23 protein-coding genes are annotated in these 21,908 nt (G+C 70.6%); 11 read left to right on the plus strand and 12 right to left on the minus strand.

The genetic code is table 11. The features are described 5' to 3' along the window. Window positions 1-23: 23 nt before the first annotated feature. From QTI17_RS27095 to QTI17_RS27110, 4 genes are read left to right on the plus strand one after another with little or no spacing between them, the layout of a single operon-like run. Window positions 24-1,064, plus strand: a complete 1,041-nt coding sequence (locus QTI17_RS27095) for an ABC transporter ATP-binding protein (protein WP_286536902.1) — start codon at window positions 24-26, stop codon at window positions 1,062-1,064. A gap of 36 nt (window positions 1,065-1,100) precedes the next feature. Continuing rightward, window positions 1,101-2,666 (plus strand): ABC transporter substrate-binding protein, encoded by a 1,566-nt coding sequence (locus tag QTI17_RS27100; RefSeq protein WP_286536769.1) that lies wholly within the window; start codon window positions 1,101-1,103, stop codon window positions 2,664-2,666. A 10-nt stretch (window positions 2,667-2,676) separates the two neighbouring features. Then, the gene (locus QTI17_RS27105) at window positions 2,677-3,993 is read left to right on the plus strand and encodes an acyl-CoA thioesterase/bile acid-CoA:amino acid N-acyltransferase family protein (RefSeq protein WP_286536770.1); all 1,317 of its coding nucleotides are present in this window, start codon (window positions 2,677-2,679) and stop codon (window positions 3,991-3,993) included. Then, on the plus strand, window positions 3,990-5,153 hold the full coding sequence (locus tag QTI17_RS27110; RefSeq protein WP_286536771.1) for a CMD domain protein: 1,164 nt from the start codon (window positions 3,990-3,992) through the stop codon (window positions 5,151-5,153). Before QTI17_RS27105 ends, QTI17_RS27110 begins: the two co-directional genes overlap by 4 nt. Window positions 5,154-5,168: 15 nt before the next feature. On the opposite strand, the gene QTI17_RS27115 is transcribed toward QTI17_RS27110, so the two are convergent. From QTI17_RS27115 to kdpF, 9 genes are all read right to left on the minus strand, one after another. Next, window positions 5,169-5,690, minus strand: a complete 522-nt coding sequence (locus tag QTI17_RS27115) for a septal ring lytic transglycosylase RlpA family protein (RefSeq protein WP_286536772.1) — start codon at window positions 5,688-5,690, stop codon at window positions 5,169-5,171. Window positions 5,691-5,712: 22 nt separating this feature from the next. Next, entirely contained in the window at window positions 5,713-5,994 is a 282-nt protein-coding gene (locus QTI17_RS27120) for a hypothetical protein (RefSeq protein WP_286536773.1), read from the minus strand. A gap of 386 nt (window positions 5,995-6,380) precedes the next feature. Then, window positions 6,381-7,484: a site-specific integrase gene (locus QTI17_RS27125; protein WP_286536774.1), complete on the minus strand. Its 1,104-nt coding sequence runs from the start codon at window positions 7,482-7,484 to the stop codon at window positions 6,381-6,383. Between the two features lie 87 nt (window positions 7,485-7,571). Further along, on the minus strand, window positions 7,572-8,264 hold the full coding sequence (gene kdpE, locus QTI17_RS27130; RefSeq protein WP_286536775.1) for a two-component system response regulator KdpE: 693 nt from the start codon (window positions 8,262-8,264) through the stop codon (window positions 7,572-7,574). 3 nt (window positions 8,265-8,267) lie between these two features. Further along, window positions 8,268-11,009 carry a DUF4118 domain-containing protein gene (locus QTI17_RS27135; protein WP_286536776.1) on the minus strand — a complete coding sequence of 914 codons (2,742 nt, stop codon included), beginning with the start codon at window positions 11,007-11,009 and terminating at the stop codon, window positions 8,268-8,270. A gap of 49 nt (window positions 11,010-11,058) precedes the next feature. Then, a complete protein-coding gene (gene kdpC / locus QTI17_RS27140; RefSeq protein WP_286536777.1) occupies window positions 11,059-11,637 on the minus strand; it encodes a potassium-transporting ATPase subunit KdpC in 579 nt (192 codons plus the stop codon). Window positions 11,638-11,647: 10 nt separating this feature from the next. Beyond that, entirely contained in the window at window positions 11,648-13,744 is a 2,097-nt protein-coding gene (kdpB, locus tag QTI17_RS27145; RefSeq protein WP_286536778.1) for a potassium-transporting ATPase subunit KdpB, read from the minus strand. 10 nt (window positions 13,745-13,754) lie between these two features. Continuing rightward, on the minus strand, window positions 13,755-15,560 hold the full coding sequence (gene kdpA / locus QTI17_RS27150) for a potassium-transporting ATPase subunit KdpA (RefSeq protein ID WP_286536779.1): 1,806 nt from the start codon (window positions 15,558-15,560) through the stop codon (window positions 13,755-13,757). Beyond that, complete coding sequence (gene kdpF, locus QTI17_RS27155; protein ID WP_286508843.1) at window positions 15,560-15,658, minus strand: K(+)-transporting ATPase subunit F; 99 nt, start codon at window positions 15,656-15,658, stop codon at window positions 15,560-15,562. Before kdpF ends, kdpA begins: the two co-directional genes overlap by 1 nt. Before the next feature lie 303 nt (window positions 15,659-15,961). Between kdpF and QTI17_RS27160 the strand changes: the two genes are divergently transcribed. Continuing rightward, window positions 15,962-16,150: a DUF2970 domain-containing protein gene (locus QTI17_RS27160; protein ID WP_286536780.1), complete on the plus strand. Its 189-nt coding sequence runs from the start codon at window positions 15,962-15,964 to the stop codon at window positions 16,148-16,150. 33 nt (window positions 16,151-16,183) lie between these two features. Here the strand turns inward: QTI17_RS27160 and QTI17_RS27165 are convergent, their stop codons facing one another. Next, on the minus strand, window positions 16,184-16,711 hold the full coding sequence (locus tag QTI17_RS27165) for an Rrf2 family transcriptional regulator (RefSeq protein WP_286536781.1): 528 nt from the start codon (window positions 16,709-16,711) through the stop codon (window positions 16,184-16,186). A gap of 139 nt (window positions 16,712-16,850) precedes the next feature. Further along, window positions 16,851-17,198 carry a hypothetical protein gene (locus QTI17_RS27170; protein ID WP_286536782.1) on the minus strand — a complete coding sequence of 116 codons (348 nt, stop codon included), beginning with the start codon at window positions 17,196-17,198 and terminating at the stop codon, window positions 16,851-16,853. Window positions 17,199-17,516: 318 nt separating this feature from the next. On the opposite strand from QTI17_RS27170, the gene QTI17_RS27175 reads away from it, so the two are divergent. The 6 genes from QTI17_RS27175 to QTI17_RS27200 are packed head-to-tail and all read left to right on the plus strand — an operon-like array spanning window position 17,517 to window position 21,366. Then, window positions 17,517-18,383 carry a M23 family metallopeptidase gene (locus QTI17_RS27175; protein ID WP_286536783.1) on the plus strand — a complete coding sequence of 289 codons (867 nt, stop codon included), beginning with the start codon at window positions 17,517-17,519 and terminating at the stop codon, window positions 18,381-18,383. After that, window positions 18,376-18,747, plus strand: a complete 372-nt coding sequence (locus QTI17_RS27180) for a hypothetical protein (protein ID WP_286536784.1) — start codon at window positions 18,376-18,378, stop codon at window positions 18,745-18,747. The genes QTI17_RS27175 and QTI17_RS27180 overlap by 8 nt, the downstream gene beginning before the upstream one ends. A 36-nt stretch (window positions 18,748-18,783) precedes the next feature. Beyond that, window positions 18,784-19,206 (plus strand): bactofilin family protein, encoded by a 423-nt coding sequence (locus tag QTI17_RS27185; RefSeq protein WP_286536785.1) that lies wholly within the window; start codon window positions 18,784-18,786, stop codon window positions 19,204-19,206. A 51-nt stretch (window positions 19,207-19,257) separates the two neighbouring features. Further along, complete coding sequence (locus QTI17_RS27190) at window positions 19,258-20,151, plus strand: SPFH domain-containing protein (RefSeq protein WP_286536786.1); 894 nt, start codon at window positions 19,258-19,260, stop codon at window positions 20,149-20,151. 22 nt (window positions 20,152-20,173) lie between these two features. Continuing rightward, a complete protein-coding gene (locus QTI17_RS27195; protein WP_286536787.1) occupies window positions 20,174-20,365 on the plus strand; it encodes a type II toxin-antitoxin system antitoxin in 192 nt (63 codons plus the stop codon). Then, window positions 20,362-21,366 (plus strand): serine hydrolase domain-containing protein, encoded by a 1,005-nt coding sequence (locus QTI17_RS27200; protein ID WP_286536788.1) that lies wholly within the window; start codon window positions 20,362-20,364, stop codon window positions 21,364-21,366. Before QTI17_RS27195 ends, QTI17_RS27200 begins: the two co-directional genes overlap by 4 nt. Here the strand turns inward: QTI17_RS27200 and QTI17_RS27205 are convergent. Then, window positions 21,363-21,872, minus strand: a complete 510-nt coding sequence (locus tag QTI17_RS27205; protein ID WP_286536789.1) for a hypothetical protein — start codon at window positions 21,870-21,872, stop codon at window positions 21,363-21,365. The two genes, QTI17_RS27200 and QTI17_RS27205, sit on opposite strands and share 4 nt — an antisense overlap. Window positions 21,873-21,908: the final 36 nt, after the last annotated feature.

The following is a 21,908-nucleotide window of genomic DNA, read 5'->3' on the forward strand; positions in this document are numbered from 1 at the left end:
CGGCGGCGCCGGCAGCGCCGCGCCTGCCAGCGGCGCCGCGGGCGCCGGCGGCCAACGACCAGGCGCCACCGCTGATCGCGCTGCGGCAGGTCGCGCAGCGCTTCGGCGCGACGCCGCCGCCCGGTGTGGTCGGGCGCGCGCTGCGCAGCGTCGGCTGGAACCGGCCGCCGGTCGTCACGCATGCGGTCGACGGCGTCGACCTGTCGGTGCGGCCCGGCGAAGTGGTCGGTCTGGTCGGCGAATCCGGCTGCGGCAAGTCGACCCTGGGCCGCATCGCGGCCGGCCTGCTCAGGCCCACCGAAGGCGAGGTGATCGTGGGCGGCACGCCGGCCGCGGACTTCACGCCGGCCGAGCAGCTGGCCGCGCGGCTGCGCATCCAGATGGTGTTCCAGGACCCGTATGCGAGCCTGAACCCGCGGCTGCGCGTCTCGCGCATCGTCGGCGAGGCCGCCTTGCTGCATGGCCTGACCGACGCCGCCGGGCTGGACGACTACGTCTGCGCCCAGTTGCAGCGCGCCGGGCTCGACCCCGCGCTGCGTCACCGCTACCCGCACCAGTTCAGCGGCGGCCAGCGCCAGCGCATCGGCATCGCCCGCGCGCTGGCGGTCCAGCCGTCGATGCTGGTGAGCGACGAGGCGGTGGCGGCGCTGGACGTGTCGATCCAGGCCCAGATCCTGAACCTCTTCATGGACCTGCGCGACCAGCTGGGCCTGGCCTACCTGTTCATCAGCCATGACCTCGGCGTGATCGAGCACCTGTGCGACCGCGTGGCCGTGATGTACCTCGGCCGGGTGGTCGAGAGCGCGCCGGTGGCCGAGCTGTTCGCGCGGCCCGCGCATCCCTACACTCAGGCGCTGCTGGCCGAGATCCCGAGCATCGAGGCGCGCGGCGCGCGCTTCAGCGCGATCCGCGGCGAGATCCCGAGCCCGATCGCGCCGCCGTCGGGCTGCCACTTCCATCCACGCTGTCCGCAGGCGATGCCGCGCTGCCGCACCGAGACGCCGCGGCTGCGCGGCATCGCCATCCATCACGCGAGCGCGTGCCATCTGCACGACGCCCACTGAGTCCCTGCTTCACTTGTCCTTCCTGAGGGTATCCACATGAACCGCCTGCTTCCCATCGTTGCCGCCGCGCTGCTCGCCAGCGGCGTCGCCGCGTCCGCCCAGACGCTGTCCATCGGCTTCGCCGACCCGATCTCATCGGTCGACCCGGAGCTCAACAACCATGCGGGCGACCGTTCGCTGGCGCTGCATTTCTGGGACTCGATCATCAATTCGCGCGACGGCGGCAAGCTGGAGCCCGCACTGGCATCGAGCTGGAAGGCGCTCGACGACAAGACCTGGGAATTCAAGCTGCGCACCGACATCAAGTGGCAGGACGGCACGCCCTTCACGGCCGACGACATCGTGTTCTCGTTCCAGCGCGCACGCAGCGTGCCGGGCAGCGTGGCTTCTTATTCGGGCGCGCTGCGCACGGTCGAGTCGGTCACTGCCAAGGACCCGGCCACGCTGATCGTCAAGACCAACACGCCCAACCCGATGCTGCCGCTGGACATCGCGTCGATCTACGTCGTGAGCAAGCATGTCGGCGAGAAGTCCAGGACCGAGGACTACAACGCCGGCCGCGCCGTGGTCGGCTCGGGCCCCTACAAGTTCATCTCCTACGTGCCCGGCGACCGCACGGTGTTCGAGCGCAATCCCGGCTACTACGGTCCGAAGCCGCTGTGGGAGAAGGTCAACTACCGCTTCATCAGCAACGGCGCGGCACGCACGGCGGCACTGCTGGCCGGCGACGTCGACGTGATCGACAAGGTCGCGGTGACCGACGTGGAGAAGCTGCGCAAGGACCCGAAGGTCAGCGTCTACACCTACCCTGGCCTGCGCGTGCTGCTGCTGCAGCCGAACTTCAAAGCCGGGTCGAACGAATTCATCACCGACAACGCGGGCAAGCCGCTCGAGAAGAACCCGCTGCTCGACGTCAGGGTTCGCCAGGCGCTGTCGCTGGCCATCAACCGCAAGGCGATCGTCGACCGCATCCTGCAGGGCACCGTGACCGAGGCCAACCAGTGGATGCCCAAGGGCAGCTTCGGCTACAACCCCGAGGTGCCCGCAATCCCCTACAACATCGAGCAGGCCAAGAAGCTGCTGGCCGAGGCGGGCTTCCCGCAGGGCTTCCAGATCGCGATCCACGTGCCGGGCGACCGCTATCCGCAGGCGCCCGAGACGGTGCAGGCGGTGGCGCAGTTCTGGAGCCGCATCGGCGTGAAGACCAAGGTCGAGGTGGTGCCCTGGTCGGTGTATTCGAGCCGGGCGACCAAGAACGACTACGCGGTCAGCGTGATCGCCTGGGGCAACGGCACCGGCGAGGCCGGCTACGGCCTGCTGCAGACCCTGGCAACGCCCGACGCCAAGCGCGGACGCGGCTCGAACAACTGGGGCGGCTACAGCAACGAGGCGGTCGACAAGGCGCTGGATGCAGCCACCGTCGAGTTCGACGCCAAGCGCCGCGAAGCCATCTTCCGCCATGCCGCCAAGCTGGTGACCGACGACGTTGGCCAGATCCCGCTCTACCACTACCAGAACATCTGGGCCGCGAAGAAGGGCCTGAAGGTCGTGCCGCTGCTGAGCGACCGCACGACCGCGATGCAGGTTACGCAAGTCAAGTGAAGGCCGGCGCATGAGGCTCAGCATCACGCCCGAGGCCGCGCTGATCGACGTGCCGCGGCGGATCGCGCTCGACGGCCTGGCGCCGGGCGAGCAGGTCGAGGTCGCCAGCTGCACGCTGCGCGGGGCGGGCGTGCCTTGGCGCGCGGCGGCGCGTTTCGTCGCCGATGCCGAAGGCACGGTCGATCTCTGGCGCGACGCGCCGGTCGCGGGCAGCTACCAGGGCGTGTCGGCGATGGGCCTGGTCTGGGCCCAGGTGCCGGACACGGCCGGTGCGCGCGAGCTTTTCGACGCCGAGCCGGCGGCGGCGCTCGCAACCGACATCCTCGCGCGGCGCGACGGCGACGCCCGACCGGTGCGCGGCGGCTTCGTGCAGCGCCTGGCCGCGGCAGGCGTGACGCGCCGCGAGGTTCGCGAAGAGGGCCTGGTCGGCACGCTGTTCCTGCCCGCCGGGCCCGGTCCGCATCCCGCCGTGATGATCCTCAACGGCTCGGGCGGCGGCATCAACGAGCCGCGTGCCGCGCTGTATGCCTCGCATGGCTACGCGGCCTTCGCGCTCGGCTACTTCAAGGCGCCGGGCCTGTCGGACTACATCTCGGCCACCCGGCTCGAGTACTTCGAGACGGCGCTGGCCTGGATGCACCGCACGCTGAAGCCGCTGCAGGGCTTCGTCGCCCTCAGCGGCCAGTCGCGCGGCGGCGAACTGGTGCTGCTGCTCGGCACGCTGTTCCCGGCGTCGGTGTCGGCCGTTATCGGCTATGTGCCCGGCGCTGTGGTGCACTGCGCGCAGAACGCCTGCGATCCGGCGCTCGGCCGCGAAGGCCCGGCCTGGATCTTCCGCGGCCGCCCGCTGCCGCATGTGTGGGAGAACAACCGCACCGCGACCTGGGCGCCCTGGGACCAAGGCCCCGAGCCGCGCCGCCATGCCGATGCGCTGCTGACGGCGCTGCAGGATCCGGAAGCAGTAGAACGCGCGCGCATCCCGGTGGAAAAGATCCGTGGCCCGGTGATGGTGCTGTCGGCCACCGACGACGGCTCCTGGCCGTCGAGCCTCTACGGCCGCATGGTGACCGAGCGGCTGGCGCAGTTCGGGCACCCGCATGCGGTGGCGCACCTGGATTTCGAGGGCGCGGGCCACTCGATCCTGTTCCCCTTCGTGCCGACCACGCAGCTAGCCTATGCCCACCCGGTGTCGGGCCGCCGCAGCACTTCGGGCGGCACGCCCCCCCACAACGCGCATGCGGACGAGGCTTCCTGGCAGGGCGTTCTGCGCTTCCTGCAGCAGGCCGTGGCCGCGCGCATCGCATCCCCTGGAGACACAAGCCCATGACCGATTCGAATCCTTCCGTCGACCTGGTCGACGCCTCCGTGCCGCTCGCGGCGGGCAGCGCCACGCATGCGTTGCGCCACCAGCGCCACAAGGTGGTGGCCGCAACGCAAGGCAGCTACGAGGCCCTGTTCGAACCCGAGCTCTCGGGCTCGCCGCTGGTGGAGCGGCTGCTTGTCGCCGACGCCATCGCGCGCAGTGCGGGCAGCGATGCGCTGCACGCGCACTACCGCGCGCGGCTCGATGCCCTGGCGCCGCTGAGCCCGGCGCAGCAGGCCGCGGCGGACGGCGCGGCGCCCGAAGCGCTGGGGCAGGACCCTCGCCTGCAGGCCGTGCTGCGCTTCGCCCGCACACTGACCGATCATCCGGTCGAAGGCGACCGCGAGGCGCTGCTGAAGCTGCCGGCGGCCGGACTGTCGACGCCGGAGGTCGTGGCGCTGGCCCAGCTGATCGCCTTCGTGGCCTACCAGGTGCGGGTGGTCGCGGGCCTGCGGGCGCTGGCCGAACTCGGCGGCGACGGCGCGGCGCCGGCCGCGGACGAAGACCCGGCGCCGTTCGTGCATCCGGCGAACCTGCCGCCGCCCGGCGAGCCGCTGCGCATCAACGGCTACACCAGCGAGACGCTGGGCTGGAAGGCCTGGCTGCCGACCCTCGACCTCACGCAGGCATCGCCCGAGCAGGTGCGCGTCCTCGACAGCAGCCATCCGAAGGCGCGCAGCTCCGACTACTACCTGCTGCTGGTGCTGCAGCCGCGCATCCTGCAGGAGCGGGCCACGGTGTTCAACGCGATCATGTACGCGCCCGGCGGCCTGTCGCGCGCCGAGCGCGAGCTGGCGAGCGCGGTGGTCTCGCGTGTCAACGGGTGCGTCTACTGCGCCTCGGTGCATGCGCAGCGCTTCGAGCAGCTGGCGCGGCGCAACGACGTCATCGCGCAGGTCTTCGAAGAGCCGGAGACCGCGGGCACCACGGCGCGCGAGCGCGCGATCGTCCGGCTGGCGATCGCGCTCACCCGCGACCCGGCGGGATTCGGCGCGGCCCAGCTGCAGGCGGTGCGCGCCGCCGGGCTCACGAACCTCGAGATCCTCGACACCCTCCACGCGGTCGCGATCTTTGCCTGGGCCAACCGGCTGATGCTCAACCTCGGCGAGCCGGTGTACAGCTGATCGGCGCGGCGGCGCTCATCGGCCGGCGTCGCTGGCGGGCTTCTTCCCATCGGGCTGTGGTATCGACAGCGGTGTGACTTCGACCTTCGCCACGCCGTTTTCCCGCGAGATGCCGATCTCGCGCGCGGTGGCCGGGGAGAGGTCGACGATGCGGCCCTTCACGTAGGGGCCGCGATCCTGGATGGTGACCACCGCGCTGCGACCGGTCTCCAGGTTGGTCACCTTCGCGGTGGTGCCGAGCGGCAGCGTCTTGCTGGCGGCGTTGTCGTCGCGCGGGTCCATCCGGCTGCCGTCCGCCATCTTGCGGCCGCTGAACTTGTCGGCATAGAAGGACGCCTTGCCGACCTGCTTGCTGCCGCTGCGGTCGAGGCCTGGTTTCGTTGCGGGGGGCCCTGGCGGGGGCGCCGGCTGGGTCGCTTGCGGCGCGGCGGGCTGTGCAGTCGACTCCTGCCGAGTCGGAGCGGTCGTGCACCCGGCGAGCAGGCCTCCGATGCAGACCGCGGCCGCGAATCGCTGCGGTGAAAAGCGCGTCGACATGATGGCAGTCCAGTCGTGGACGCTACAGGTACCTTGCGCTGCCCGCGTCTTCGGGGCCGCTGGGCGCCAGCAGATCCGTGTCGTCGAGCTCCCCGTGCAGCGCCGCGATGCCCTTGGCCGTGATCGCCAGCACCTGGGCCGCCTTCTGCATTTCCGCGCCGGAGCGCATCTCCTCGGCCGGTGGAATGAAAGCGGTGACCAGGCCCGCGGCGCGAAGCACGCGCAGCTTGTCGATGTCCGAGGGTGCATAGACCGTAAACGGCAGCTTCTGTTCGGCGACTTGGCGAAGAAACTCCATCGGCATGGTGTCTCCTTCTGAAATCCTTGAATCTGGAAAGTGGACGCGTGAATTGTGGCCCCGCCGCCGAAGTTTCGAGGGCAGGAGGAGTCCGCCAACCTGGCGCCGCGCTGTCCGACTCCCGTCGGCGGCTGCCTACCGCACGCCGGCGCCTCGGCCCGCCCCGCGACCTCGCCATGCGGCGACCCGCCGCGGGTCAAGCCTTGAATGAACGCGCTGGTCTCCAAGACGCGGTCGCGTCCGACAGAAACGCACAGCGCGCTGCACCATATTTCACCCAGGTTCTCCGGTGCGCCTCTCACGTAGGCAGTGCAGCCTCTCGAAGGCAGACGCAGCACGTGCGAGAACCCAGGCCCGGCGGGGCGACTCGCCGGGCTTCTTCGTTTCCGGTCCTAGGACGCGGACTCCGGCACCGGCGCCACCTTGTCGCGGATGGCCCGCGCAGTGAAGGTCGTCTTCATTCCGAGCTGGTCGGAGACCTCCGCATCGCTCATGCCGCGCGCGATCAGCCGCGCGGCATAGGCATTGCGCACCAGCTGCGGCCCATGGAAGGCGGCCTCGTGGCCCAGCGATTCGAGGGTGCGCTTGACACAACTCGTCACGACGCGCTCGGCCAGGTCGGGCGCGACCGGGCTGCAGGCGGCGCCGAGCCCGCCGCCGACCAGTTCGGTCGATTGCACCATGTCGGCCTGCCCGAGGAACAGTCGATTGGAGTTGCGCGCGTTCTCTTCCCGTTCGCGCCGGGTGCGCACCACCCGCAGCGTGCTCCGGATGGCCAGCCACCGTTGCAGCGCCTTCGCCAGCGGGGCGCGGCCGACGAGCACGCGGGCCTCGACCTGGCGGTGCCCTGGGGCACGGACCACCACGCTGCCGTCAGGCCGGAGCGTGATGTTGCGCGGGATCAGCTTGCAGACTTCGGACAGCTTCAGGCCGCACTCCGCCACCACCAGGCGCAGGGCCAGGTTACGTGCTGGCGTCCAGCCATCGGGAAGCTGGTCCGATTCCTCCTCGAACAAACGCGCGGCCATCCGCTCGTAGGCCGCGAGGAAGCTCGGGCCGGGCGGCAACGGGGGATCGGTGGCGAAGCGGGTCTCGGGCTGGCGCCGCTTGCGTTCGAGCACCACGGATGCGGGATTGGCCGCCACCACGCCGATGGCTTGCAGGTGCGTGAACACGCGATGGATCTCCGCCAGGTAGGTGCGCATGGTGCGCACGCTGGCGGGCGCATCGGCCCGGCCGCGCAAGCTGTCCAGGAAGGATTCGACATGGGCCTGCCTCACCTCGTCGAGCCGCAGCGAGCGGCCGGCCAGCCAGCGGCAGAACTTGCCCCAGAACGACTGGTAGAGCCTGTTGCTGTGCGCGGTGTAGAGCGGTGCGTCGTCGCTGCCGACGTCCTTCTTCCAACTCAAGGTCGAACGCCACTGCCGGTGGGCTTCGACCGGATTCTTCAGCCAGGGCAGGGACGCTTCACGGGAGACGGCGATGGTGTGGGGCATGGATGGAGCGGCAGCATACCGAGTGCCGGGCGGCCTGTCCATGGTGCGGTATATCATAAGAGAACACATCGCTTCGCCCTGCCGTCTTCACACCACGAGCCTGTACCCCACCGCGATCTCGGTGATCAGGTGCTTCGGCTGCGCGGGGTCCTGCTCCAGCTTCTGCCGCAGGTGCCCCATGTAGATCCGCAGGTAGTGGCTCTGCTCGCCATGCGACGGTCCCCATACCTCGCGCAGCAGTTGCCGCTGGGTCAGCACCCGCCCGGCATTGGCGACCAGCACCGACAGCAGGCGGTACTCCGTCGGTGTCAGGTGCACCTCTGAGCCGGCCCGCCGCACCAGCCGCGCACTGCGGTCGATCTCGACCTCGCCGAAGCGGAACACGGCCTCGGGCTCTTCGCCGCCCGCGGCCGCCCGTGGCCGGCGCAGGTTGGCGCGCACCCGGGCCAGCAGTTCGCCGGTGCCGAAGGGCTTGGTGAGGTAGTCGTCGGCGCCGGCATCGAGCGCGGCGATCTTGTCGGCCTCGTCGGTGCGCGCCGAGAGCACGATGATCGGCACCGCCGACCAGCCGCGCACGTCGCGAATCAGCGAGACGCCGTCGCCGTCCGGCAGCCCGAGGTCCAGCACCAGCAGGTCGGGCTGCCGCGTGCCGGCGGCCGCCAGCCCATCGCGCAAGGTGCCGGCCTCGTGCACCTGCCAGCCCTCGGCCTCGAGCGCGCCGCGCACGAAGCGGCGGATCTGCGGCTCGTCCTCGATCACGATGGCAACGGGCACAGGCATGTTTCAGGGTGGAAGTTCAATCGGTTCGGGCGGCTCGCGGCGCGGCAGCGTGACCGTGAATTCTGCCCCGCCGCCGACCGCATTGGCCGCCTCGATTTCGCCGCCGTGGGCGCTGACCACCGCCTTGCAGATCGCCAGGCCGAGCCCGACCCCGGGCGTCGCCGATTCAGCCTGGCCGCGCGTGAACTTGTCGAACAGGGTCGTCTCCCGCCCCTGCAGCCCGGCGGGCAGGCCGGCCCCGTGGTCGCGCACCCGCAGCACCAGCGCCCGCTCGGTCGCCTGTGCGCCGACCACGATCGGCGGTGCGCCGTACTTGGCCGCGTTTTCGAGCAGGTTGACCAGCACGCGCTCGATCAGCACCGCGTCGAACTCGACCAGCGGCAGGTCCGCCGGGAGCTCGGTCCGGACCGGCATGTCGCCCAGCGCCGGCCGCGCCGATCGGATCGCCGATCCGACCACTTCCTCGACCGACTGCCAGTCCCGGCGCAGGTTGACGGCGCCTCCCGCGATGCCGCTTTCGAGCCGCGCCATGTCAAGCAGATTGCTGACCAGCGCGTGCAGCTGGTGCGCCTGGGCGACGATCGCACGCGCCGCCTGCCGTGCATCCGAGCCCTCGGGCAACGCCTGCAGGGATTCGGCCAACGCGATGAGGGCGGTCAGCGGGGTGCGAACGTCGTGCGAGATCGCCCCCAGCAGCGCATTGCGCAGGCGCTCGGACTCCATCTCGACCACCGCCTGCTGCGCCACCTCCACGTAGTGCACCCGTTCCAGCGCGATCGCGATCTGGCGCGCCAGCGTGTCGAGCTGCTGGGCCTGCTCGGGAATCAGCAGCCAGCGCGGCTGTGCCGGCGCCAGCGCGAGCACGCCGCGCACCCGCATCGGCGCCTGCAGCGGCACGTAGTGCCAGGGCTGGGCGGCCAGCGTGGCGGTCCCCAGCCCGGCCGGCTGTCCGTGCCGAAAGCACCAGTCCGCGACGCTGGCATCGAAGCCCGGCGGCGCCGGCACGGGCATCAGCAGCCGGTCGTTGGCGTCGGTCACCAGCACCACCGCCCGGCCGCCGAAATGGCCTTGCACCGCGGCTGCGCCGAGCGCGACCACCTGCGCGCTCTCGAGCGCCGCCGACAGCTCGCGGGTGAGTTCGAACAGAGAGCGCGCGCGGCGCTCGCGGCTGGTCGACACACCGGCGGCGAAGCGCAGACCGGCGGTCAGCTGGCCCACCAGCAGGCCGACCACGAGCATCACGGCGAAGGTCACGAGGTACTGGACGTCGCTGACCGCCAGCGACAGGCGCGGCGAGACGAAGAAGAAGTCGAAGGCCGCCACGTTGAGCAGCGCCGACAAGGCGGCCGGCCCGCGGCCGAAGCGCATCGCCACGCCCACCACGCCGAGCAGGAACAGCATGACGATGTTGGTCAGCTCCAGCACGTTGGCCAGCGGCGTGGCCAGCAGCGTGATGGCGGCGCCGACCGCCACCGTCCAGGCGTAGCCCGGCCACCGCGCCTGCGCCGAGCCGGCTTCCTCGTGCGGCTCGCCGTCGGCCCGCGGGACCGGACGGAGCTTGGCCAGTCGGCGCGAACTGTCGGCGGGCGCGACTTCGACGATGTCGACGGCCGGGGCGTGGCGCGCCAGCTCGCGCACCAGCATGGCCCCGGGCCACCAGCGCGCCCAGCCACCGGCCGGCTCGGCGCGGCCGACCACCAGCGTGGCACAGTTGAGCCGCTGCGCCTGCGCGGCCAGCGCCTGCGCGATGTCGACGCCGGTCAGCACCGCGGTCTGCGCGCCGAGCTCCTCGGCCAGCTTGAGCACGGCCAGGATGCGGTCGCGCTCGGCGGCGGCGAGCCGCTGGAGCCGGGGCGTCTCCACATAGGCCGCGTGCCAGCGCACGTTCAGTTGGCCCGCCAGGCGGGCGGCGGTGCGCACGGTCTGTCCCGCGCCTTCGTGCGGACCGACGCAGGCGAGGATGGCGCCCGAGGTGTTCCAGGCCGGTGGCCCGGCATCCCCCTGCGGGCCCGACTGCTCGACCCGCCAGCCGCGCACGTCGTCTTCCACATGCTCGGCGGTGCGCCGCAGGGCGATCTCGCGCAGCGCGATGAGGTTGCCCTTGCGGAAGAAGTTCTGCGCCGCGCGCTCGGCCTGCTGCGGCAGGTAGACCTTGCCGGCCGCCAGCCGCGACGTCAGCTCGTCGGGCGTGACGTCGACCAGCACCACCTCGTCGGCATCGTCGAGCACGCTGTCGGGCACGGTCTCGTGCACCCGCACGCCGGTGATGGCGCCGACCGTGCCGTTCAGGCTCTCCAGGTGCTGCACGTTGAGCGCCGACCAGACCTCGACGCCGGCGGCGAGCAGCTCCTGCACGTCCTGCCAGCGCTTGGCATGGCGCGAGCCGGGTGCATTGGTGTGCGCCAGTTCGTCGACCAGCAGCAGCGCCGGCTTGCGCGCCAGCGCGGCGTCGAGGTCGAACTCGCCGAGCGTGCGGCCGCGGTAGGCGACCTCGCGCAAGGGCAGCGATTCGAGCCCCGCCAGCAGGGCCGCGGTCTCGCTGCGGCCGTGGGTCTCGACCACCCCGATCAGCACATCCCGCCCGGCGTCCCGTTCGCGCTGCGCGGCGCTCAGCATGGCCCAGGTCTTGCCGACACCGGCGCTGGCGCCGAAGTAGATGCGCAGCCTGCCGCGCTGGGCGCGCTGCTCGTCCGCCCGCAACTGGGCAATCAGGGCATCGGGGTCGGGGCGGGTGTCGTCGATCATGGAGCGGGCAGGGCGTCGAAGGTTATCCCATCGGCCGCTGCGCTCGCCATCACGGCGCGGGTTGCAGGTCGAGTGCCAGGTTGAGCGCCAGCACGTTGACGCGCGGCTCGCCGAGCAGGCGCCACTGCGGGGCTTCGGTGTGGGCGTCGATCAGTCGCTCGACAGCTTCGAGCGGCAGCTGCCGCTGCCTTGCCACGCGCGGCGCCTGGTAGTGCGCGGCGGCCGGGCTGATGTGCGGATCGAGCCCGCTCGCCGAGGTCGTCACCAGGTCGACCGGCACTGGCACGGTGTTGCCCGGATCGGCCGCGCGCAGCGCTTCGACACGTGCCTTGACGGCGTCGACCAGCGCCGGATTCAGCGGCCCCTGGTTGGCGCCGCCCGAGGCGGCCGCGTTGTAGGGCATCGGCGCCGTGGCCGACGGCCGGCCCCAGAAGTGGGCCGGGTCGCTGAAGTTCTGGCCGATCAGCGTCGAGCCGACCGGCGCGCCGTCGCGCAGCACCAGGCTGCCGCCGGCCTGGGCCGGGAACACGGCCTGCGCGACGCCGGTCACGGCCAGCGGATAGACGATGCCGGTGAGCGCACCGAGCAGCGCGAACAGGACCAGCGCGGGACGAAGGATGTTGGCCATGGTGATGCTTTCAGACCAGTCCGGCTGCAACCAGCAGCCAGTCGATGAATTTGATGCCGATGAAGGGAACGACCAGGCCGCCGAGGCCGTAGATCGCGAGGTTGCGGCGCAGCAGGGCGGCCGCGCCGACCGGGCGGTAGCGCACGCCCTTGAGCGCCAGCGGGATCAGGAACACGATCACCAGCGCATTGAAGATCACCGCCGACAGGATCGCCGACGACGGGCTCGCCAGCCGCATCAGGTTCAGCGCCCCGAGCTGCGGGTAGGTCGAGACGAAGATCGCCGGGATGATCGCGAAGTACTTCGCCACGTCGTTGGCGATCGAGAAGGTGGTGAGCGAGCCGCGGGTCATCAGGAGCGCCTTGCCGGTCTCGACCACCTCCAGCAGCTTGGTCGGGTTGGAGTCGAGGTCGACCATGTTGCCGGCCTCCTTGGCGGCCTGGGTGCCGCTGCCCATCGCCACCGCGACATCGGCCTGCGCCAGCGCCGGTGCGTCGTTGGTGCCGTCGCCGGTCATCGCGACCAGCCGGCCCTCGGCCTGGTAGCGGCGGATCAGCGCCAGCTTGTCTTCGGGCGTGGCCTCGGCCAGGAAGTCGTCGACCCCGGCCTCGGCTGCGATCGCCGCCGCCGTGAGCTTGTTGTCGCCGGTGATCATCACGGTCTTGATGCCCATGCGGCGCAGTTCGGCGAAGCGGTCCTTGATGCCGGTCTTGACGATGTCCTTGAGCTCGACGATGCCGAGCACGCGGGCGCCTTCGGCCACCGCCAGCGGCGTGCTGCCGCGCCGCGCCACCTGATCGGCGGCCTGCAGCAGTGCGCCGGGCACCGTGCCGCCGAGCGCCTCGACATGCCGGCGCACCGCATCGACCGCGCCCTTGCGCAAGACGATCGCGTCGGCGTCCAGGCTGTTAGGCGCAGGCGGCAGGTTGACGCCGCTCATCCGGGTCTGCGCCGTGAAAGGCACGAAGTGCGCACCCTCGACCCCCTTGTCGTCGACGCCGCCCCGACGGGCCAACTCGACGATGCTGCGGCCTTCGGGTGTCTCGTCGGCCAGCGACGCGAGGACTGCGGCACGCGCCAACTTCGCTTGCGACACGCCCGGCGCCGTCAGGAAGGCACTGGCCTGGCGGTTGCCGTGCGTGATGGTGCCGGTCTTGTCGAGCAGCAGCACGTCGACGTCGCCCGCGGCCTCGACCGCGCGGCCCGAGGTGGCGATCACGTTGGCCTGCATCATGCGGCTCATGCCGGCCACGCCGACGGCCGACAGCAGGCCGCCGATGGTGGTCGGGATCAGGCACACCAGCAGCGCCACCAGTGCCGTCAGCGACACCACCGTGCCGGCACCCGCCGCCGAGACGCTGAACTGCGAGAAAGGCAGCAGGGTGGCGGTGACCACCAGGAACACCAGCGTCAGCGCCACCAGCAGGATCGTGAGCGCGATCTCGTTCGGCGTCTTCTGGCGCTTGGCTGCTTCCACCATGCCGATCATGCGATCGAGGAAGGACTCGCCCGGGTTCACCGCGATGCGCACCACCAGCCAGTCCGACAGCACCCGGGTGCCTCCGGTGACGGCCGAGAAGTCGCCGCCCGACTCGCGCACCACCGGCGCCGATTCGCCGGTGATCGCGCTCTCGTCGACCGAGGCCACGCCCTCGATCACCTCGCCGTCGAGCGGGATCACGTCGCCGGTCTCGACCAGCACCGCGTCGCCGCGGCGCAGGTTGGGCGCCTGCTCGGGCAGGAAGGTGGCGCCGTGGAAGGGCTGGGTCAGCTTCTTGGCCCAGGTGTCCTTGCGCAGGCCGCGCAGGGAGGCGGCCTGGGCCTTGCTGCGGCCCTCGGCCAGCGCCTCGGCGAAATTGGCGAACAGCACGGTGAACCAGAGCCAGACCGACACCGCGAGCACGAAGCCCGGCGGCATGCCGCCGTCGCCCTCGAAGCCGAGTGCGTGCAGCCACAGCAGCGTGGTCAGGATGCTGCCGATGTAGACGATGAACATCACCGGATTGCGCCACTGGACCCGCGGGCTGAGCTTGGTGATGGCGGCCCACAGGGCGGGACGGACCAGCGAGGCGTCGAACATCGACGCGGGAATGGATGTCTTGATCATGGTCGGGGCCTCACTTCGCCCACAGCATCAGGTGCTCGACCACCGGCCCGAGGGCCAGCGCCGGCACGTAGTTCAGGAGTCCCACCAGCAGCACGGTGCCCACCAGCAGGGTGACGAACAGCGGGCCGTGCGTGGGCATCGTTCCGGCCGTGACCGGCAGCCGCTTCTTGGCCGCCAGGGCGCCGGCGATCGCCAGCACCGGCACGATCACCGCGAAGCGGCCGAACCACATCGCCACCGCCAGCAGCGCGTTGTAGAAGGGCGTGTTGGCCGACAGGCCGGCGAAGGCGCTGCCGTTGTTGTTCCCGGCCGAGGTCAGCGCATAGAGGATCTCGGAGAAGCCATGGGCGCCCGGGTTCGCGATGCCGGCCTTGCCGGCGTCGGCGATCACCGCCACCGCGGTGCCCGCCAGCACCAGGATCGGCGTCACCAGGATCGCGATCGAGGTCAGCTTCATCTCGTGCACCTCGATCTTCTTGCCGAGGTACTCCGGCGTGCGGCCGATCATCAGGCCGGCGATGAAGACCGCCAGGATCGCGAACACCAGCATGCTGTAGAGCCCGGTGCCGACGCCGCCGAAGACCACCTCGCCGAGCTGCATCAGCACCATCGGCACCATGCCGCCGAGCGGCGTGAAGGCATCGTGCATGGCGTTCACCGCGCCGCACGAGGCCGCCGTGGTGACGGCGGCGAAGAGGGCAGAGGCCGTGATGCCGAAGCGCAGTTCCTTGCCCTCCATGTTGCCGCCGGCCTGCAGCGCGCTGGCGGCCTGGTCGACGCCGAGGGCGCCGAAGAGCGGGTTGCCTGCCTGCTCGGCCGGAATCACCACGACCACCGCCGCGACGAACAGCACGGTCATGGCCGCCAGCACCGCCCAGCCTTGGCGCAGGTCGCCCACCACCCGCCCGAAGGCGAAGCACAACGCGGCCGGGATCAGGAAGATCGCCAGCATCTGGGCGAAGTTGGCGAGCGCCGTCGGGTTCTCGTAGGGATGCGCCGAATTGGCGTTGAAGAAGCCGCCCCCGTTGGTGCCGAGCATCTTGATCGCCTCCTGCGAGGCGACCGGGCCCATCGCCAGCGTCTGGGTCGTCGTGCGGGCGTCCTCCAGCACCGGGTTGCCCGCTGCGTCCTTCAGCGGTTGGCCCACCGCGTCGAGCTTCGGTGTCTGGTAGGCGGTGGCCTCGACCGTGGCGACGGTCTTGTAGGCGTCGAAGTTCTGGATCACGCCCTGGGCCGAGAAGAAGACCGCCAGCACGAATGACAGCGGCAGCAGCAGCCACAGGGTGATGCGGGTGAGGTCGACCCAGAAGTTGCCGACCACGCCGCGGCCGTCGGTGCTGCGCGCCGCGAAGCCGCGGGCCAGCGCGAAGGCCACCGCGATGCCGGTGGCGGCCGAGAAGAAGTTCTGCACCGTGAGGCCGAGCATCTGCGTCAGGTAGCTCATCGTCGACTCGCCGGCATAGCCTTGCCAGTTGGTGTTCGAGACGAAGCTGACCGCGGTGTTGAACGAAGAATCCGGCGACACCGCCACCATGCCCGCGGGATCCAGCGGCAGCACCGCCTGCAGCCGCTGCAGGCCGTAGAGCGCCAGCGCGCCGGTGGCGTTGAAGGCCAGCAGCGCCAGCGCATAGGGGCGCCAGTGCATCGGTTGGCCGGGCGAGGTCCCCGCCAGCCGGAACAGCGGCATTTCGACGCGCTGCATCCAGCGCGGCAGCGCACCGTTGCACAGCAGTGCCAGGTAGCGGCCGAGCGGCCAGGCCAGCAGGCCCAGCACGGTCAGGAAGAGGGCCAGCAGGCCCCAGGCCGGGGTGTCCATCAGAACTCCTCGGCGCAGATGAGGGCGAAGACCAGGTAGGCGAACAGCGCGATCGCGATCAGCCCGGCAAAGCCGTAAAGCACTTCGAGGCCGATCATGAGCGCTCTCCCCGGGGCGCCTCGAGCCGGCCCAGCCCCCACACCATGGCCGCGGTCGCGGCCCACATCGCCGCCAGGGCGGCTATCCAGACGATGTCCATCGATCACTCTCCTGCATACGAAACAGGCAGTCAGTGTCGGGAGACGGGCGTAAAGACGGGGAACAGAGTGGGCGAGGGGGCGTAAAGAAAGCGTAAATGGAAGGCTGGAAGGCGCAGATACAGCGGCGCCGCCGCATCTGCCACGGTCGAATCGGCGCGATCTGCTTCTTTACCCGGGCGCGGCGATGGGCCACACTGACCCATGTCCAAGTTTCTTCGCTATCTGCGCGCCGTCCTGTGGGGTTTCATCGGCCTGGGCGGCCGGCGGGCCGACGCCGACGAGCGGGTCGACCAGGCCGGCGCGATACCGACCATCGCCATTGCGCTGGTGCTGGTGCTGCTGCTGGTGGCAGGCCTGATCGCGCTGGCCAGGTTCGCCGCCGGGACCTGATTTTTCAAGCCTCGGCCCCGGGCGGCGAAGGGCTCAGCGCTTGGCCAGCAGTGCGCCCATCGCGAACACCGAGTTCGGCGCATTCACCGGCGGCGACTTGACCCGGCCCGGGAGCACCGGCACGCTGTTCTTGCGGGCCGCCCGCACGCCTTTGCTGATCTGCTCGTCGACCAGGCTCTGCAGCGTGATCGACTCCAGGAACTCGACCGCGCGGCGGTTGACCGATTCCCACAGCTCGTCGGTGGTGCAGCGGTGCACGGCGCCCGGCGCGTCGGGGCGCTGGGCGCGGTTCTTGAGTTCGGTCTCGTCTTCGATCGACAGGATGATTTCGGCCACGTTGATGGCCGACGCCTGGCGCCCGAGCGAATAGCCGCCGCCCGGCCCGCGGGTCGATTCGACAAGCCCCTGGCGGCGCAGCTTGCCGAACAGCTGCTCGAGGTAGGACAGCGAAATCCGCTGGCGCTGGTGGATGGAGGACAGGTTGACCGGGCCAGTGCGGCCATTGAGCGCCACGTCGATCATGGCGGTGACTGCGAAGCGGCCTTTGGTGGTGAGACGCATCGGTGATTCTTTCTGATTTGGGGCGCCATGGCGCCGCCGGGGGGTGCAGGCCGACGTGCGAAACGTCTTGCTGCGGAGTGCTGGCGTGCGAGGAAACGAGGCGCTTCCGCGCGCGCAGCGGGCCTGGGGCGTGAAGGGCCTAGGCGCGGGGTGGCCGCTTGGGGTGCTCGAGGAAGGCCGAGGCACCCAGGGCCGGCGGCGGTGGTGCCGCGGGCTCCGACATCGTCATCGGGACGAAGAGACCGGGGAGACCGATCAGGATCTCGCTGCAGTCGTGGCGCTGCTCGTCGTTGCCGGGGGATTCGTCACCCGGCTCGCTCGGCGCGCCGGCATCGAAGGCCTTCGAGAGCACCTGTTCGAACGCCTGGGCCGAGGCCGCGGCGTCGCAGCCGTGCTGGCGCGCTCCCGCGTACCCCTGGGCCGCGGCCGAGAAGCCGAGGCAGCAGAGCACGAATGCGAGGACAGCGGAGACGAGCCAACGGGGCATGGGAAGGGATTTTAGCAATCCGCAGTCGGGGGGCGGTGCCTTGCCTGGGCGCAGGGCACTTTCTCCTGGTCACCCCGGGTTTTCAGACGCATTGCCATGACTTTGAGACCATTCCCCTGTGCCGAACACGGGCGCGCCGGGAAAATCCATGCGCCCGCGCCGCAGATTCGTCATCAGGCGAACGGTGTGGCGCCTTTTCGATGGCCCTCGGCCTCGAACCCTATCCCTATGCGCGTACACCCTTCATTTCTTTTCGGTGCCCGCCACCACTTCAGCAACGGATCAATCCGTTTCGTCACGCGCCGAACGGCCGCCGTGATGGCGATTGCATGCACCGCGGCCGCGTCGGCCATCGCGCTCGCGACCGGCACCGCGATCGGCATCCACTGGGCGGAGCGCGAGGCGGCCAACCGCCACACCGCCACCGGTGCCGAACGCGCGTACGTGGTCGACGAGCTTGGCAGGCTGAACGCGTCGGTGGCCCAGATCGAGCCACGCATGGCGCGGCTGGCCGACCATGTGAGCGAGCTGCGCCGTCTGCAGGCACGCCTCCAGGCGTCGAAGGTCGCCGCCCGGCTCGCGCCCCTGGGTGCGAGCGCCGACCCCGGCTCCGCCGCGGGCGGCCCCGCGTTGCCGCCGCGGCCTTGCGCCGGCGCCAGGGCCGAGCGGGTGCCGGCGCAAATCGAAAGCACGCGCCGCGAGCTCGACTGCATGGTCCGGACACTGACGCGGCTCGAGCAGGAAGCCATCACGCAGGCGGTCGCCTGGGCCGCGCTGCCGGGGCGCTCGCCGGTCGATGGCGCCCGGCCCGGTTCGCCCTTCGGCAACCGCCTCGACCCATTCGACCATCGCCTGAGCTTTCATTCGGGCATCGACCTCGCCGCGCCGACGGGCACGCCGATCCTGGCCACCGCCGGCGGACGCGTGAGCTTCTCCGGCCAGAAGGCCGGCTACGGCAACATGATCGAGATCGCGCATGGCAACAACCTGGTGACCCGCTACGGCCATGCCTCGCGCCTGATCGCCCGCGAGGGCGACCTGGTGCTGCCGCGGCAGCATATCGCCGACGTCGGTTCGACCGGCCGCTCGACCGGGCCGCACCTGCACTTCGAGGTGCTCGAGGGCGGCGAGCAGATCGATCCCGCCAACTACCTGAGCCTGTTTGCAGCGAATTCCCATGACTGAATATCGGCGCGGCGGCGCCCGTACCGACCGACTCGCGACAGGCGGCTATGCACCACGCCCGGTGCGCTCCCTTTCGGCCCGTGCGGCCATAGGGGCCCTTGCCTGCGCGTCCTGCCTGGCGGTCGGCGCAGCGGCCGCGACCTGGCAGGCACGGCAGGGTGCCGCGGCGCCCCCGCCCTGCGTGGCGCCGCCGCCCTCCGAAGACCTCGTGCAGGCCGAGCTGGCACGCACCCGCCTCGCGCTGGCACAGGAAGAATCCGCGCGCCTCGCCCTGCAAAAGACCGCCGACGAGGCCGCCGCCGAAGTCACCCGCCTGCGCACCGAACTGAGCTTCCTGCGCGGGCAGGGCGCGAAGCGGCGTTGAGCCGTCCCTCCATCATCTCCCAGTGAAGAATCGTCCATGTTCGGCAAGAAGAAATCGACAGGCATCCGCCAAGCGAAATTCGCGACCCTGATCGCGCACGATGTCCAACTCTCCGGCAACCTCGAGTTCAGCGAGGGCCTGCGCCTCGACGGCCACGTGCAGGGCAACATCAGCGGCAAGGCCGGCAGCGAGACGCTGCTGGTGCTGAGCGATCGCGGCTCGGTCACGGGCAACGTCCACGGACACGACATCGTGATCAACGGAAAGATCATTGGCGACGTGGTGGCGGACCACTTCGTCGAACTGCAGGCGAACGCGCATGTCACGGGCAACATCGACTACCTGCAACTGCGCATGGACGCCGGCGCGACCGTCGACGGCAAGCTGACCCGGCGCGACTCACCCACGGCCGCGCCGGCGCTCCCGCCGCCCGGAACGACGGCCGAGCAGGGCCGTTGACTTCACTTCCGACAGATATTAAAGTGATATCACTTTTCTGGAGGAGACCGAATGACCGAAGCCCCCGTCCATGCGCGCGTCGTCCGCAGCGAACGCCGCTACCAGTCCATCAGCGGCTATGCCATGGCACTGGCCGCGCTGCTGCTGTTCGCATTCGGTGCGCTGGTGTTCGTCCGCCACCTGGCCCATCCGGCGGTGGGCGTGGTGCTGGTGCTGGCCGGCGCGGCGCTGGTGCCGGGCTTCTACATGCTCAAGCCGAACGAAGGCATCATCTTCACGCTGTTTGGCGAATACAAGGGCACCGACCGCTCCGAGGGCCTGCGCTGGACCAACCCGCTGCTGAGCGGCCAGAAGATCTCGCTGCGCGCACGCAACCTCAACACGCCGCCGCTGAAGGTCAATGACAAGCGCGGCAACCCGGTGGAGATCGGCGCCGCGGTGGTCTGGCGCGTGCACGACACGGCCCAGGCGGTGTTCGAGATCGACGACTACACGAAGTTCGTGAGCATCCAGGCCGAGGCCGCGATCCGCCACCTGGCCACGCTCTATGCCTACGACAGCGGCGAGGACCTCGAAGGCGACGAGACCACGCTGCGGGCCGGACTCGACGTGGTGGCGGATGCCCTGAAGGCAGAACTCAACCAGCGCTTCGCCAGCGCCGGGGTCGAGGTGCTCGACGCCAAGCTCACGCACCTGGCCTACGCGCCCGAGATCGCCCAGGTGATGCTGCGGCGCCAGCAGGCGACGGCCATCGTCAGCGCCCGGCACCAGATCGTGGCGGGCGCGGTGGGCATGGTCGAGGCGGCACTCAAGGGCCTGTCCGAACGCAACCTCGTGACCCTGGACGACGAGCGCAAGGCGGCGATGGTGTCGAACCTGCTGGTCGTGCTGTGCTCGGACAACGACGCCCAACCCGTGATCAACACCGGCACGCTCTACACCTGAGCCGCAGCGGCGCGTTCGTCCGATGGCCAGCCCAGGCAAGAAGTCCTTTCCGTTGCGCATCGATCCGGTGCTGTGGGCCGAGATCGAGCGGCTCGCCGCGCAAGAGTTGCGCAGCGCGAATGCGCAGGTCGAGTTCATGCTGCGCGAGGGACTGGAGCGAAGGGGGCGGCTGCCGGCCCGCGTCACGGCTCCCCGAAAGAAGGAGACTCCATGAAGCGCCTCGCACGCCTGATCATTCCGATGCTGGCCCTGCTCGCGCCGGCCCTGGGCGCCGCCCAGTTGCGCGACTCCTCGCCCGCCGAGCAGGCGCTCGACGCCGAAGCCTTCCAGGGCATGGACCAGGCCATCTCGGTGCGCCTTCCGGACGTGCAGGCGGCGGTCGTGCTGCTGAAGGGGCGCGTCGTCTATGCCTATCATCGCGACGGCCGCGCAGACACCCTGCACGACGTGCAGTCGGTGGCCAAGAGCGCCTTGTCGGCACTGGTCGGGATCGCGCTGGCGCAGGGCCGTCTCGCGAGCCTGGACCAGCCGGTGCTGGCGCTGATGCCCGAGTGGGCGCCGCTGAACGCCGACCCGCGCGCCGCCGCGATCACGCTGCGGCACCTGCTGACCATGACGGCGGGCTTCGCCATCGACGACCCGACGGGCACGGCGGCACCCGGCCGGCCGCAGGACGCCTGGGCCCGCCCGCTCGGCAGCGCCCCCGGTCAGCGCTTCGCCTACGACAACGCCCTGGTCCCGGTGCTGGCGGCGCTGCTCGAAAAAGCGACCGGCATGCCGCTGGCCGACTATGCCAGGCGCGAACTCGTCACGCCGCTCGCGATGCAGGAGCCTTCGTACCGGCGCGGCCTGCACCTGCGCACCGAAGACATGGCCAGGCTCGGCCAGCTCTTCCTGCAGAAGGGCGCCTGGGATGGCAGGGCGCTGGTGCCCGAGTCCTACGTCATGGCCGCCACCCAGCCGCAGAACGCGGGCGGGCCGCCGGTGTCGATGCCCTATGGCTACCTGTGGTGGGTGCTGCCGACCGAGGCGCCGCGGCGCACTTTCATGGCCAGCGGCTACGGCGGCCAGACGATCTGGGTCCATCCGCCGCTGGATCTGGTGATTGCGACCAGCGCAACGGCTTCGGTCGAGAGCCAGCGCCGGGGCCAGGCGGTGCAGCTGCTGCGCACCCGCCTGTTCGCCGCCGCGCAGAAGCGCTACGCGACGCCTTAGCCGCCGACGCCACCGGGCAGCCCCGCCGGCGCCCGCTTCGCCAGGCCGCGCAGCTGCAGCACGCAGCCGATCACCAGCAGCACGAAGCACACGCCCACCGCCTTCTGCAGGCCCGGGTCGTCCGGCCCGCTGAACCAGGGTGCGCCCTGCGGCAGACGGGTAAAGGTTTCGGTGAGCCCGGGAATCATGTGGAAGAACAGCGTGGTCGAGTAGGCGATGATCTCGATCGCGCGCGAAGCGCGGCCGAACTTGCCGCCGCCGGCCAGCGCCGCCAGCGCCAGCACGAGCAGCGTCAGGATGCCCAGCGCATGCGGGGCGCCGAAGCCGCCGTGCCTGAAGATGCCGAAGCCCGTGAGGCAGGTCAGCACCGTGGCCCAGACGTAGGTGCGCCCGAGCGGATGCCGGGCGGCGATCTCGCCGAAGCGCAGCAGGGACGCGAGGCCGGCCGCCAGCGCCACCAGGCTGATGGCGGTGTGGACGAGGCCGAGCGGGGTCAAGCCGAACATGGGGACTCCTTCGTTCGATGGGGTGGCGACCGGGCC

It is taken from the genome of Variovorax sp. J31P179 (genome assembly GCF_030316985.1).
GTDB classification, from domain to species: Bacteria; Pseudomonadota; Gammaproteobacteria; order Burkholderiales; family Burkholderiaceae_C; genus Variovorax; species Variovorax ginsengisoli_B.